Source organism: Streptomyces sp. Ag109_O5-10, from assembly GCF_900105755.1.
GTDB lineage: Bacteria > Actinomycetota > Actinomycetes > Streptomycetales > Streptomycetaceae > Streptomyces.
Genome location: NZ_FNTQ01000001.1, coordinates 2,112,863 through 2,126,630, shown reverse-complemented (window position 1 = coordinate 2,126,630; position 13,768 = coordinate 2,112,863). Strand labels below are relative to the sequence as shown.

The 13,768-nt window shown below is 73.1% G+C and carries 12 protein-coding genes; 6 read left to right on the top strand and 6 right to left on the bottom strand.

The window, feature by feature from the left end:
* Positions 1 to 108 precede the first annotated feature (108 nt).
* The gene (locus tag BLW82_RS45315) at positions 109 to 1,761 is read left to right on the top strand and encodes a protein phosphatase 2C domain-containing protein (RefSeq protein ID WP_256215736.1); all 1,653 of its coding nucleotides are present in this window, start codon (positions 109 to 111) and stop codon (positions 1,759 to 1,761) included.
* Positions 1,762 to 1,839: 78 nt separating this feature from the next.
* On the top strand, positions 1,840 to 3,582 hold the full coding sequence (locus tag BLW82_RS09765) for a pyruvate dehydrogenase (protein WP_093498413.1): 1,743 nt from the start codon (positions 1,840 to 1,842) through the stop codon (positions 3,580 to 3,582).
* A 1-nt stretch (position 3,583) separates the two neighbouring features.
* On the opposite strand, the gene BLW82_RS09760 is transcribed toward BLW82_RS09765, so the two are convergent.
* Positions 3,584 to 4,909, bottom strand: coding sequence for a helix-turn-helix domain-containing protein (locus BLW82_RS09760; protein ID WP_256215735.1), 1,326 nt, complete (start codon positions 4,907 to 4,909; stop codon positions 3,584 to 3,586).
* A gap of 215 nt (positions 4,910 to 5,124) precedes the next feature.
* Here BLW82_RS09760 and BLW82_RS09755 point away from each other — a divergent pair, with 215 nt between their 5' ends.
* The 3 genes from BLW82_RS09755 to BLW82_RS09745 all read left to right on the top strand — a co-directional run bounded on the left by BLW82_RS09755 (position 5,125) and on the right by BLW82_RS09745 (position 7,102).
* Positions 5,125 to 5,745 carry a hypothetical protein gene (locus tag BLW82_RS09755; protein ID WP_093498411.1) on the top strand — a complete coding sequence of 207 codons (621 nt, stop codon included), beginning with the start codon at positions 5,125 to 5,127 and terminating at the stop codon, positions 5,743 to 5,745.
* A 131-nt stretch (positions 5,746 to 5,876) separates the two neighbouring features.
* Positions 5,877 to 6,338: a hypothetical protein gene (locus BLW82_RS09750; RefSeq protein WP_093498410.1), complete on the top strand. Its 462-nt coding sequence runs from the start codon at positions 5,877 to 5,879 to the stop codon at positions 6,336 to 6,338.
* A gap of 308 nt (positions 6,339 to 6,646) precedes the next feature.
* Entirely contained in the window at positions 6,647 to 7,102 is a 456-nt protein-coding gene (locus BLW82_RS09745) for an ATP-binding protein (protein ID WP_093498409.1), read from the top strand.
* A gap of 85 nt (positions 7,103 to 7,187) precedes the next feature.
* On the opposite strand, the gene BLW82_RS09740 is transcribed toward BLW82_RS09745, so the two are convergent.
* Both BLW82_RS09740 and BLW82_RS09735 read right to left on the bottom strand, forming a co-directional pair.
* Positions 7,188 to 8,222: a DUF2637 domain-containing protein gene (locus BLW82_RS09740; protein ID WP_093498408.1), complete on the bottom strand. Its 1,035-nt coding sequence runs from the start codon at positions 8,220 to 8,222 to the stop codon at positions 7,188 to 7,190.
* Between the two features lie 328 nt (positions 8,223 to 8,550).
* Positions 8,551 to 9,375, bottom strand: a complete 825-nt coding sequence (locus BLW82_RS09735) for a (2Fe-2S)-binding protein (protein WP_093498407.1) — start codon at positions 9,373 to 9,375, stop codon at positions 8,551 to 8,553.
* 163 nt (positions 9,376 to 9,538) lie between these two features.
* On the opposite strand from BLW82_RS09735, the gene BLW82_RS09730 reads away from it, so the two are divergent.
* A complete protein-coding gene (locus BLW82_RS09730) occupies positions 9,539 to 10,306 on the top strand; it encodes a GntR family transcriptional regulator (protein ID WP_093498406.1) in 768 nt (255 codons plus the stop codon).
* A gap of 241 nt (positions 10,307 to 10,547) precedes the next feature.
* Here the strand turns inward: BLW82_RS09730 and BLW82_RS09725 are convergent, their stop codons facing one another.
* The 3 genes from BLW82_RS09725 to BLW82_RS09715 form a co-directional block, all read right to left on the bottom strand.
* A complete protein-coding gene (locus BLW82_RS09725) occupies positions 10,548 to 11,048 on the bottom strand; it encodes a DUF2231 domain-containing protein (protein ID WP_093498405.1) in 501 nt (166 codons plus the stop codon).
* Positions 11,049 to 11,127: 79 nt separating this feature from the next.
* Positions 11,128 to 11,895 carry a hypothetical protein gene (locus tag BLW82_RS09720; RefSeq protein ID WP_177233279.1) on the bottom strand — a complete coding sequence of 256 codons (768 nt, stop codon included), beginning with the start codon at positions 11,893 to 11,895 and terminating at the stop codon, positions 11,128 to 11,130.
* A gap of 168 nt (positions 11,896 to 12,063) precedes the next feature.
* Positions 12,064 to 13,737, bottom strand: a complete 1,674-nt coding sequence (locus tag BLW82_RS09715) for a PucR family transcriptional regulator (RefSeq protein ID WP_093498403.1) — start codon at positions 13,735 to 13,737, stop codon at positions 12,064 to 12,066.
* Positions 13,738 to 13,768 lie beyond the last annotated feature (31 nt).

The following is a 13,768-nucleotide window of genomic DNA, read 5'->3' as shown; positions in this document are numbered from 1 at the left end:
GTAAGGGTGTTCGGGATGTCCCTCGCCACGCCTTTCGGGAGGGGGTCGGGTGCGGGATTTTCCTGATGCCCCGTTTTCATCCGGCCCCGGCGGTGGACAATTAGGGGCATGAGCCAGCCAGGGGGTAGGCCCACCCGTCACGACGACGACTGGTGGGGGCAGTTGTACGACGACTCCACCGAGGACACCGGACCCACGGCCGCGCCCGATTCCCTGGACGACCGTTTCGCCTCGGCGAAGAGGACGGTGGGGGGACGGCGGGGCGTCACCGCGGAGCCGGACGACGAGCCGCTCCCGCCGACGGTGCCGGCCCAGCGGGCGCCCGCAGCCCCCGCCGAGGGCACCGGGGCCGCCGCGCAGACCTGGCCCTGGGACGTGGACGACCAGGAGCCGCCGGCGGACGACGACCCGGCGGACCTCCACCCCGCCACCAGGACCGACCTGCCCGGCCCGCCCGCCTACGCGGCCCAGGAGACTCGGGACGCGTATGCGGCCCAGGAGACTCCGGACGTCTACGCCGCCGAGGAGACTCGGGACGTCTACGCCGCCGAGGAGACTCGGGACGTCTACGCCGCCGAGGAGACTCGGGACGTCTACGCCGCCGAGGAGACTCGGGACGTCTACGCCGCCGAGGAGACTCGGGACGTCTACGCCGCCGAGGAGACTCGGGACGTCTACGCCGCCGAGGAGACTCCGGACGTCTACGCCGCCCGGGACACTCCGGACGTCTACGCCGCCCGGGAGACTCCGGACGCCTCGGCCGTCCTGGCCGTCCCGGCCGCCGCCTCGGCCTCCTCCGTCGACTACGTCGGCTCCGGACCGCCCACCTACGACGCCGAGCCCACCGCCCTGCCCGCCGCCGACCCCGACGAACTCGACGACCTGGTCTCCGACACCGTCCTGGACGGCGCCCGGTACGGCGCCTGCACCCTGCGGGCCGTCTCGCAGCGCGGCGACTCCGCCCGGTACCGGGGCGAGCCGCGCCGCGACGCCCTGCTCACCGCCCGGTTCGGGACCGGCGAACAGGCCCTGGTCCTGGTCGCGATGGCCACCGGCGCCCGCGCGACCCCCGGCGCGCACCGGGCCGCGGCCGAGCTGTGCGAGTGGATCGCCCGGGCCGTCGGCCGCAGCCACCAGCGGCTCACCGACGACATCCAGGCCGCCCGGCGCGGCGACCTCAAGTCCGGCCTGCACCGGCTCACCGACCGCAGCCTCGGCAAGCTCCGCGCCAGCGCCGCCGAACAGGGCATCGCCCCCGAGGAGTACGCGGCCAGCCTGCGCTGCCTCCTGCTGCCCGCTCACCCCCAGTGCCGAACCCGCGTCTTCTTCGGGGTCGGCGAGGGCGGCCTGTTCCGGCTGCGGGGCGGTGAGTGGCAGGACATCGAACCGCGCGTGGACACCGACGCCGCCGGTGAACCCGTGCTCGGCTTCGGCTCGCTGCCCTCCGAGACCCCGGCCGGCGACCGGCTCACCATGGACCTCGGCATCCCGACCCCGCCCAGCCCCTACGAACCGGCTCCCGAACCGCCCCGCGCCCCGTTCCTGTTCCGGGCCTCGGTAGCCCGCCCGGGTGACGCGCTCGTGATGTGCACGGGCGGTCTCGCCGAGCCGCTGCGCGGCGAACCCGCACTCTGCGCCTACCTGGCCCGACGCTGGTCAGGCCGCACCCCGCCGGGTCTCGCCGCGTTCCTCGCGGACGCCCAGGTCCGGGTCAAGGGGTATGCCGACGACCGTACGGCGGCGGCCGTCTGGGAGGCGTGAGCGCGGCCTCTGTGGATACATGGAAGGGCATCGCGGGGGAAGCCGGAGATCCGCGCAGCCGAAGGGTGCCCGACCGCCATGGCCAAGCAGAACGTCGCCGAACAGTTCGTCGACATCCTCGTCCGCGCCGGTGTGCGCCGTCTCTACGGCGTCGTCGGCGACAGCCTCAACCCGGTCGTCGACGCCGTCCGCCGCAACTCCGCCATCGACTGGATCCACGTCCGCCACGAGGAGACCGCCGCCTTCGCGGCCGGCGCCGAGGCCCAGATCACCGGCACCCTGGCGGCCTGCGCAGGCTCCTGCGGCCCGGGCAACCTGCACCTCATCAACGGCCTCTACGACGCGCACCGCTCGATGGCCCCTGTCCTCGCCCTCGCCTCCCACATCCCCTCCAGCGAGATCGGCCTCGGCTACTTCCAGGAGACCCACCCCGACCGGCTCTTCCAGGAGTGCAGCCACTACAGCGAACTGATCTCCAGCCCGAAGCAGATGCCCCGGCTGCTCCAGACCGCCATCCAGCACGCGGTCGGCCGCAGCGGGGTCAGTGTGGTCAGCCTGCCCGGTGACATCGCCGACCAGCCCGCCCCGGAGCAGTCCGCCTCGGCGGCCATCGTCACCTCCCGCCCCACCGTCCGCCCCGGCGACGCCGAACTCGACAAACTGGTCGCGATGATCGACGCGGCGGACAAGGTGACCCTGTTCTGCGGCAGCGGCACGGCGGGCGCCCACACGGAGGTCATGGAACTGGCCGGGAAGATCAAGTCCCCGGTCGGGCACGCCCTGCGCGGCAAGGAGTGGATCCAGTACGACAACCCGTACGACGTCGGCATGAGCGGGCTGCTCGGCTACGGTGCCGCCTACGAGGCCACCCACGAGTGCGACCTGCTGATCCTGCTCGGCACCGACTTCCCGTACAACGCCTTCCTCCCCGACGACGTGCAGATCGTCCAGGTCGACGTCCGCCCCGAGGTCCTCGGCCGCCGCTCCCGACTGGACCTCGCGGTGTGGGGCGACGTGCGCGAGACGCTGCGCTGCCTGGTGCCGCGGGTGCAGGCCAAGGAGAACCGGCGCTTCCTCGACCGGATGCTGAAGAAGCACGCGGACGCGCTGGAGGGGGTGGTGAAGGCGTACACGCGGAAGGTCGAGAAGCACGTCCCGATCCACCCGGAGTACGTGGCCTCGGTCCTCGACGAACTCGCCGACGAGGATGCGGTGTTCACCGTCGACACCGGCATGTGCAACGTATGGGCGGCCCGCTACCTCTCGCCCAACGGCCGCCGCCGGGTCATCGGTTCCTTCTCGCACGGCTCGATGGCCAACGCGCTGCCGATGGCGATCGGCGCCCAGTTCACCGACCGGCGGCGGCAGGTCGTGTCGATGTCCGGGGACGGCGGGTTCGCCATGCTGATGGGCGACTTCCTCACCCTGGTCCAGTACGACCTGCCGGTGAAGGTGGTCCTGTTCAACAACTCCGCGCTGAGCATGGTCGAGTTGGAGATGCTGGTGGCGGGGCTGCCCGCGTACGGCACCGCGAACACCAACCCGAACTTCGCCGCCGTCGCCCAGGCCTGCGGCGCCTACGGGGTGCGGGTCGAGAAGCCGAAGCAGCTCGCCGGCGCGCTCAGGGACGCCTTCCGGCACAAGGGGCCGGCCCTGGTCGACGTGGTCACCGACCCCAACGCCCTGTCCATCCCGCCGAAGATCAAGGCCGAGATGGTCACCGGATTCGCGCTCTCCGCCTCCAAGATGGTCCTCGACGGCGGCGTGGGCCGGATGGTCCAGATGGCCCGCTCCAACCTGCGCAACGTGCCGCGGCCGTGAGTCAGCCGGTGGTCGGCACCCACTGGCGGACGCCGTCCACGAAGCCGTACCAGTAGTGCGGCAGGCCCTTGATGGAGCTGGTGCGGAACGGCCGGCCGTGGTCGTCGATCCGCACCGTGCCGCTGCGGCCCTGTGACGACCAGTCGAGTTCGAGGTACCAGCGGCAGTCGCAGCCCGAGGCGCTCGCGCTGACGCGCAGCACCTCGGGGTCGGTGGCCGAGACCCGGTAGGGCAGGTGCATGGTCGAGACGGTCTTCCCGTCGGGACCCTCACCGGCCACCGGGCGCGCGATCGGGCGGTCCTTGTCCAGGTTCACGTCGAAGTACCGCGGGGTGAGCCCGCCGCCGCAGCCGTCGGCCATGGAGTAGGCGATACCGGGCGCGGGAGCCGTACGGCCGACGACGCGCACCCGCAGCGCCTCCAGGACGACGGCGGTGGACGAACGGCCCTGCACGGAGACGTCCACGATCGTGTTGCCGCCGTGCACCGCGTTCTGGGTGGCCGCCCAGGTACCGGCGTCCTGCGGGGCGGGTGGCGGCGGGACCTGCGCCGGCTGCTTGTCGATGACGTAGTCGTGGTCGCAGCCCAGTTCCCACAGCTGCGAGTTCGCGGTCCAGGTGAGGGGGACGGCGGTCGGGGCCGGGGTGCCGGGCGTGCCGCCGGCGGGGGAGGAGGCCTTCGCGCCGCCGGGGCCGGACGGCGACGAGGCCGAGGACGAGGGCGGGGACGAAGGTGACGGGGTGGCGGAGTTCAAAGCCGGACCGGTGGTGCCGCCGCCGTGGCGCTCGGCGTCACCGGCGGCCGTCGTGGCGGCGGAGCGGGGGTCCCGGGCCGCCGCGCCTGCGCCCTGCCGGTCGTCCGGGAGGGCGGCCAGGGTGCCCAGCGTCGCCAGGAGCACGGTGGCCACGGCCGAGGCGACCAGCGTGCGACGCCGCCGGTACCAGGGCCGGGCGGCGGGGGCCGCTTCCGGTGCGGGGACCGCTTCCGCCGAGGGCTCCGAGGGGGCTTGCGGAATCCGCGCGGGTTCGGAGGTACGGGTGTCCGTCGGCCCGGACTCCGTGCTCTCCTCACCGCGTGGTCGCTGGCGGGCCGCGACCGCGCGCAGCCAGTGTTCGTGGAGTTCGAGCCGTTCCCCCGGTGTCGCCCCGCAGAACGCGGCCAGGCGTTCCACCGGCGCGAAGTCCAGCGGCACCGCCTCGCCCGCGCAGTAGCGGTGCAGGGTGGAGGTGTTCATGTTCAGGCGGCGGGCCAGCGAGCCGTAGCTCCGGTCCGTACGGTCCTTCAACTGCCGCAGCAGCGCCGCGAACTCCTCGACGTCGTCGCGCACAGCACCTTCCCCCGCTCGTCCGTATCCCAGGCACTCATATACCTGCACGTCAGCAGGGCTGGGATGGTTCCAGGCCGGCGAAACCGGCGGTAGCGGTTGCCGTTCGCCGAGGTGACGGCCGATGCTTCTGGTGTCGCACCGACCAGGGCCGGACCGACCATCCGGCGCCGTCGGCGGCATCCCACACCCATGCACCGACCCACGGGGGAACACCCATGCCCAAGCGCACCCGAGCAGGCGCGCTCACTGTTGTCGCCGGCGCCGCACTCGTCGCCGGTACCGCGCTCGCCGCTCCCGCGGCGGCCGTACCCAAGGCGCCCGGCTTCCTCAGGGCGGCCGACCTGCCGCCGCGGGCCGGCACCTCCTGGACGGCCGGCAAGGTCACCGCCGGCATTCCGGAGGAGGTCAAGCAGGACATGTGCATCGGCGTCGGGCTCGGAGGCGGCCAGGACTCCTGGTACCGGAAGTTCCGGACCGACCTCGACACGAGTGCCCGTCAGGTCAGCGCCGAGCTGCCCAGCGTCAGCCTGGCGAAGGGCCGGTTCGCGAAGCTCGACGAGGACATCGTGTCCTGCGCGGACCGGATCGAGATGGAGGATCCGCAGATCAGGGCGACGTTCCAGGACCACGGCACCCTCCCGGTCGGGGACGGCGCCCATGTCTACGCCCTGCGTACCGTGACCGCCTGGGGCGCCAGTGACATCCGGCTGATCGCCCTCGGCAGGGAGGGGCGCACCGTCACCGTCGTGGACTGGGGGCAGCTCGGCGGCTTCGTGGACGCGCCCGTGAAGGCCTTCAAGAAGACCACCACCACGGCCGTGAACAAGCTGCACTGACACGCGGTCACCAGAACCGGGGCCGCCCTCTTCCTCGGGGGAGGGGAGGGCGGCCCCAGACGCAAGACACAACGCAAGACACAAGACGCGAACACGCGAACACGCGAAGACACAGAAAACGGGGAACAGACATGAGCAGCAAGACCCGCGCCGTCCTCACCGCCGGCGTCCTCGCCGTGGCCCTCGGGCTCGGCGCCACCGCTCAGGCCTCGGCCGGCGCACCGCGCACCGTCAGTGGCAACCCGGCCGACAACATCACCCGCATCGCCGACTTCTACGGCGCCTACATCGACGCGGAGAGCGACCCGGACGGCAGCGGCAACCTGCCCACCGCGCTGCGTGCCTACTACATCGCCCCGACCTACCTGAAGAAGCTGAAGGCCTGGGAGAACCGCGAGCACGCGGACGGGGTGCTGCGGGCGCAGAACACCCCGCTCAAGTGGAAGGTCACGGACAACGGCACCCGGAAGTACACGGAGGCCGTCATCACGCTCACCTGGAGCCGCAACACCACCTCGAAGCTGGTCGTCGACATGACCCGTGACACCCACAAGATCGTCAACATCGGCACCAAGGGCCTCGGGAGCAAGTAGCCGGAAGGACAGGTTTCGGCCAGGTTCGCCGGTGCCGTGGACCGTGTGAAACAGCTCGCGGGGTTGTGTACGGGGCTGAATCACGCCGGGTCCACGGCACCCTTGGCGCGTACGGGGCGGTCCGGGCGGCGACGTACCGGCCGGAGCGGGCCCGGGACATGGCCGAACACCCGGTCGTCATCGGCGTGACATGACTGGCCCGTGCCCGAGCGGGCATGGATCCCCGTGAACGTGTTCGATCAGGAGGGGAACCGGCAGACAGCGTGCGGGCGGGGGTCATGAACAGTCAGGCACGAGGGGGCGGTCCCGTGGCCATCGGGGCCTCCTCGGCGCAGACGGCGGGGGAAGAGACCGACACGACGGAACGGGGAAACCCGTCGCAGCTCAGGCGCCGGCTGGGACGGTCGGACCTGCGGGCGGTGCCCGAGGCGCGCAGGGAACTGCGCGAACTGCTGCGGCACTGGGGGCGGCCCGGCCGCTCCGAGATAGCGGAACTGCTCACCAGCGAACTCGTCACCAACGCGCTCGTCCACACCGACCGGGAGGCAGTGCTGACGGCCGTCGTGGAGCAGAGCCAACTACGGGTGGAGGTGCGGGACTTCGTGGCCCGCAGGCCGCGGATGCGCGCCCCGGACACCGACTCCGACGACGGCACGCACGGCCGGGGCCTGGTCCTGGTCGACGCCTTCGCCGACGCGTGGGGCGTCCAGCCGCACGAGGTCGGCAAGTCGGTCTGGTTCGAACTGGACGCGGAGGCCGCCTAGTCGGCGCCCGACACCCGACGGGACGGGGGCGTGACCGTGATGGTCACGCCCCCGTCCCGAGGTGCTGTGCGGCAGCGGCAGGCGGTCAGCCGAACTGCTGCTCGAGGTCCTTGAGCTTGCGCTCCAGGGAGTCGAGGCGCGGCAGCGCCATTGTGTCGTCCTCCGCGGTCAGGTCGACCGTGATCGGGTCAGACCCTTTGCGGACGGGCTGAAGGGAGGGCCGCTGGCGTACGGGCAGCTGCTCCGGCGCCGCTATGGCAGGCTCCGCAGTGGGCTGGGAGGCGCGCTCCACCTGGTGCACCTCGTCCTGCCTGCCGACGCGTCCGACGAATCCCCGGTGGCCTCGGCTTATGGCCTTGAGCTGAGCCTTCTCCAGACGGTGCTGCTCGCGGCGGCGCAGTCGGTTCTCCTCCTTCTGCCGCTTGTCGTCGCGCACCTCCTCGACCGCCTCGTCCAGGCTGCGCACACCCTCCAGGAGCATCAGCGACCAGGCCCGGTAGGTCTCGACGGGAGCGCGCATCCAGCGCACGATCCGGATCTGGGGCAGCGGGCGCGGCACCAGGCCCTGCTCGCGCAGCGCGGCCCGGCGGGTCTGCTTCAGCGCGCGGTCGAAGAGCACGGCCGCCGAGAGCGACATGCCGGAGAAGAACTGCGGAGCACCGTCGTGGCCGCCGCCCCTCGGCGCGTGCACCCAGTTGAACCAGGCAGAGGCGCCCGCGAACGTCCACACCAGAATCCGGGAACCGAGCGCCGCGTCACCGTGGCTGGCCTCGCGCACCGCGAGGACGGAGCAGAACATCGCCGCACCGTCCAGGCCGAACGGCACCAGGTACTCCCAGCCGCCGGACAGGTTGAGGTTCTGCTGGCCGAAGCCGACCAGCCCGTGGAAGGAGAGCGCGGCGGCGACCGCCGCACAGCAGAACAGCAGGACGTAGGAGGCGGTGGCGTATATGGCCTCCTTGCGCCGGCGGCGCTCCTCGCTGCGCTCCCACGAGTCGTCCTTCGCGTGCTCCCCGCCGGACCGCTTGGAGCGCGCAAGCACCGCCACCGCGACCAGCATGCCCAGGAGCAGTACGGCGCCGGGTAGCAGCCAGTTCAGCGATATGTCGGTCAGTCTCATCTAGGGGTCCCTTGCATTGGGATAGGGCGTATCGCCCGCCATAGTGGCCCAATCCCACTGGCCCTCAGGGGGTTTCGGGGCAAGAGGCCGCCAAGGAAGTGCAAGGGGATGCCCCAGGACGGCATTCTGCTCGAACTGCCGCGTGAGGGGCGGGAGTTGAGTTCGAGTAAGACTACCCATACGGGTGGTTCCTCGGAAAGTTCCTGCGGCAAGTGAGGAAGTTGTGAATCTCCTGTCCGCGCAGGGGTGCCCTTGCCGTCGGCGATCTTAGTGGATGCCGGCGGGTGCCGAGTCCCGGGGGGTGGGTCTCACGGGTCCTGAGGGGTCCTCAGGCCGCTTCGGCCGCCGCGAGTTTGGCGATCCGTTCGTCGTCGCAGGTGCGCGGGCAGGTGGCGCAGGTGTCCTCGGGGCGCAGCGTGTAGTACATGCAGCAGCTCGCCCGGTCCCGGGTCGGCAACGGCTCCCCGGCCGGCCCCGACAGCACCCGGAAGGCGGCCGAGCCGACGTACGGCCTGGTCGAGCCCGGGAGCAGCCGTTCGAGTTCGCGAACGGCCCGTGCCTCGTCCCCGAGCAGTCCCGCGACGTACCAGAGCCCCTCGACGACCTCGTCCGTCGCCATCCCCCACAGTGCGCGCCCGCGCCGCCGCATCCGCGGCCCGAAGCCGGCCAGGACCGGCTCCAGGTGCTCGGCGACGGCCGCCCGCACCTCGGCCCGCAGCGCCTCCTCGCCGGCCACCACGACCGCGCCGGGCAGCGCCGCCGCCGGGTCGTCCGGGAGGCAGGCGAAGGAGCCGACCCGTACGGCCATCCGGCCCGCCGTACGGTCGTACGACACCGCGGTCGCGGGGAGGCGGGGGACCCGGCGGTCCAGGAACCAGGGGAGGGTGATCAGGAGGCAGGCGGCCCAGCCGTAGCGGTACAGGCCGAAGGTGGCGACCACGTCGGCGCGGCCCGGCTTCCCCTCGTCCCGCAGGATCTGGTCCTCGTCCCAGGCCAGGAACGCGTCCAGCCCGGGGCCGCCGGCCGCCAGCTCGGCGGCGCCGACCCAGCCGCCGCCCCGGGGTGCCGGTTCGCCGGGCCCCAGCTCCGTGACCGCCAGGTCCGGGCAGACCTCGGCGAGGCGCGCGTAGGCGGCGGAGACGGGGGAGGGCACGGGCTACCACCGATCGGGTGCGGGCCGACAGTCGGATAAGTAAGCCTTACCTTACCCATCCGTTCGGAAATTTGAACCAGCGCCTCGTACGCCTAAGGTGCTTGACGGACCAGTAACAACCCGTCGTTAATGACCCAAGTGCCGACGAGCCGGAGGAGGACCCGTGAACCAGCGCGCGCACCCGGCTCCCGCCGGAACGGCCGGGGTGCCGGCGCAGTCGCGGTCCCAGGAGTCGGCACGGGAGGTACCCGGCTACCCCGCCGGCCCGCCTGCCGCACGGGGTGAGCACACCCACAGCGAGCCGCCGATCCCGCAGCCCAGGCCCGTCGTGCAGCGCGCGTCCGTGCGCGGGCAGATCCTCGACGCCCTGCGTACCGCCCTCGTCAGCGGGGAGCTGGCGCCCGGCGAGGTGTACTCGGCGCCGGCGCTGGGGGAGCGGTTCGGGGTCTCCGCGACGCCGGTCCGCGAGGCGATGCAGCAGCTGGCACAGGAGGGCGCGGTCGAGGTCGTGCCCAACCGCGGGTTCCGCGTCGTCGAGCGGGGCGCCCGCGAGCTCGCGGAGCTGGCCGAGGTACGGGCACTGATCGAGGTACCGGTGCTGCTGCGGCTGGCGCGCAGCGTACCCGCCGAGCGGTGGGCCGCGTTGCGGCCGCTCGCCGAGGAGTCGGTGCGGGCCGCGGCGACCGGCTGCCGGGCCACCTACGCCCAGGCCGACCGGGCCTTCCACCGGGCGGTGCTCGCCCTCGCGGGCAACGAGCAGCTGGTCCAGATCGCCGAGGACCTGCACCGCCGAGCGGTTCCGCTGCATGGGGCACGGGCCGACCTCATGGCGGACGCGGCCGAGCACGCCGCGCTGCTGGAGGCGCTGGCCGCGGGGGAGCAGGACGCCGTCCGCAGGCTCGCGACCGGGCATTTCGCCGCCGCGGGCTGACAAGGGAGGGCGTTTGCGCGGCTTCCCGCCGTGCGGGGGGCGGCCGGGGCCGGGCGTCGGGACGCGGTGGGTGTCGGGACCGCCCTGGCGGCGCGGACCGGGGGCCGGGTGCGCGTGCGTGGTGGCCTGTCGCGCAGTTCCCCGCGCCCCTGACGGGGCGCGGCACTCGCGTCAGCTCCACAGCTGCGGGCAGGCACCCCGCAAGCGCCGATGAGCCTCCGCCCCCCCCGCCCCAGCCTCCTCAGTTGCCCTGCGCCGTCTTCTGGTACGCGTCGTGCCAAGCGGCCTTCGCGCCCGAGTCGCCTATGCGGTAGACGTCGACGACCGCGCCGGCCGCCACGGCCACCGACAGCACGCCGACCACGATCCGCACCGGGAGGGCCGACCAGCGGGCGCCCTTGCCGGGAGCCTGCTCCTGGCCAGTGCGTCGCGTCGCCCACCACACCACCGTGGCCAGTACGAACAGACCCAGGGCCCACGGCAGCAGACCGTCGCCCAGGTCGGTGTGCCGGCGGACCAGGGGGTCCTCGGTCACGTGCCGCTCCAGCCACTCGCCGGCCTGGGTCGTCAACGGCACGCTGACCAGGGCGACCAGGGCGAGCCCCGGCAGCAGTGCGCCCAGTCGCCGGGCGGCCCGCGGCCACAACGAGGCGGCCACGAGGGCGAGGGCCGTCAGCGGGATCAGGATGACGACGATGTGGACCAGCAGGACGTGGGCCGGCAGCCCGTTGACGGTGCTCATGGCGAAGCGCTCCTGTGAGGGGGGAGTCGGGGCGCGTCAGCCTGGCACAGCAGATTCTCAGTTTCCTCTGAGTCGGGTCTCAGGCCGTCGCCGCTCCCGGAGCCGGCGGAGTCAGCTGCCGCGCCAGCCAGGTCGGGACGCCGCCCAGGAGGCGGAACAGACGGCCGGCCTCCTCACGCAGGCGCGACGCCTCGGGCTCGGACTCCGTGTCGGCCAGGGAGGCGAGCGCCGGCGCCGTGCCCACCAGGTAGCCCAGTTCCTCCCTGATCCGCAGCGACTCCGCGAAACCGTGCCGTGCCTCCGCCAACTCCCCGTCCCGCAGGGCCAGTCCGGCGAGGTGACGCCAGGTGAAGGAGAGCAGGAGCGGGTCGGCGTGCGCGGTGGCGGCCGCGTGGGCCCTGCGGTAGGCGGCACGGGCCGCCTGCGGGGAGCCGGTGAGGTTCTCCGCCAGCAGACCCCGGCGGAAGTCGAGGAGGGCCCGGCCCGGCGCCCCCGGAGGGATCAGCGCCGCCGCCCTGCCGAGCGCGGCCCGTGCCTCGTCCGCCCGGTCGCGGACCCCGTGCAGGGTCGCGGTGTAGGCGAGTTGACCGCGCTCACACGCCGCCGCACCCCGCTCCTCGTCGGTCCGGGCCACCGCCTCCGCCGTCCGCAGCGCGTCCTCGGCCTCCTCCCAGCCCCCCTCGGTGTACAGACACCGCTCGACCATCAGCCCTGCCCGCTGCAAGGTGGACGACGCCGTGTCCGACGGCAGCAGAGCCGCCGCGTCGGCCCAGCAGGCCCGCGAGCGCAGCCGCCATACCGCGGTCTGGAGCGGATCGTCACCAGCGGTCGTTCCGTTCCCAGACATGGCGGAGTACGCCACGTTGCCCTCCCCTAGCGCGCCGTCGAGCAGTGAAGTGGTGGCGGCATTCCAGCACCGATCGCCACGCGGGGCCAAGAGGGTGGGTGAATAATTTCACAAAGTCGTGGGACGGCGAAGCCGCTTGGCGCGAGCCGGTCGCCTCCCCGCGTGACCTCAGCTCATCCGCAACGCCAAGAAGAAATCGAGCTTGTCCTCCAGCCGGGACAGATCCCGGCCCGTCAACTGCTCGATCCTCCCCACGCGATAGCGCAGCGTGTTGACGTGCAGGTGGAGACGGGTGGCACAACGGGTCCAGGAGCCGTCGCAGTCGAGGAACGCCTCCAGGGTGGGGATCAGTTCGGCGCGATGACGGCGGTCGTAGTCCCGGAGCGGATCCAGGAGGCGGGCAGTGAACGCGCGGCGGACGTCGTCCGGGACGAAGGGGAGCAGCAGGACGTGCGAGGCCAGTTCCTGGTGACCGGCCGCGCACACCCGGCCCGGCCGGGCCGCGGCCACCCGGCGGGCGTGCCGGGCCTCCTCCAGGGCACCGCGCAGCCCCTCCGCCGAGTGCACGGCCGCGCTGACGCCGAGAGTGACCCGGCCGTCGTCGTCGAGACCCGCCGCCAGCGGGGCCCGTACGGCCTCCAGGAGGGCGTCGGCCTGGATACCGGACTCGGAGCCGTCGTGCTCGGCGGTGACGGCCGGCAGCGGGACGAGGGCGATCGCCTCGTCGCCGGTGTGGGCCACCGCTATCCGGTCGGACGGCTCCGGGCCGGTCGCCAGCGGGTCGACCAGGATCTCCTCCAGCAGGGACTGGGCGACCGGGCCCCCCTCGACCTCCCCGCCGTCCCACTCGACCCGGGCCACGACCACCTGCCAGTGCGGGGCCGTACCGAGCCCCGGCAGCAGGACCGGCGCGGCCACCCGCAGCCGGGCCGCGATCTCGGCCGGGGCCGCACCCGTCTGCACCAGCTCCAGGACCTCCTGCGCGAGCCTGCGCCGCACCGTCCGCGCCGCGTCACGGCGGTCGCGCTCCACCGCGATCAGCTGGGTGACACCCTGAAGCAGGTCCAGCCGCTCCTCCGGCCAGTCACCCGCGTCCGCCTCGACCGCGAGCAGCCAGTCCGACAGCACGGTCTCGCGCACGTCCCGGGCACCCTGCGGGGAACGGCCGCTGGACCGGATCGGGAAGAGGGAGTAGGTCGTGCCGCCGAGCAGTACGCGATGCGGGCCGCGGCGCCCGGTGCGGGTGGCGGCCAGGTGCTCGGCGGCCAGCCCGGCACAGGCCTCGGCGGGCAGCGCGGGCCCGGACACCTTGGAACCCGCGATCAGGCGCCCGGCCGGGGACAGCACCCACGCCCGCAGGTCCAGGTCGGAGCCCAGCAGGTCCAGGACCACGTCAGGCCCGCCGCCCGCCGGACCCGAGGTCATCATCCGCCGGTGCCGGTCCACCACGGCCGCCAGGTCCCCGGCACGCTCGCCGCTGACCTGCCGCACGACATGCTCGGTGATCGTCGCGAAGGCCACCGACTCGTGCACCGCGAAGAGCGGCAGACGATGCCGCGCGCAGGCCACGGCCAGATCGTCCGGGATGTCGCCCAGCTCCGCCTCACCGGCCGCCAGCGCGGCCACCCCGGCCTGCACCAGCAGCCGTACGAACGGCTCGGAGTCCGCCGCGTCCCGGCGCCACGCCAGGCCCGTCAGCACCAGCTCACCACCGGAGAGGTAGCGGCTCGGGTCGCGCAGGTCGGTGGTCATCACCCCGCGCACGGTACGGTCCAGCTCGTCCTCGCCGCCGAGCAGCCGCAGGCCCAGCGCATCGGTGTCCAGCAGTGCGCGCAGCCGCATCTCGTCGCCGCCGTTCTGTGTCTCGAAATCT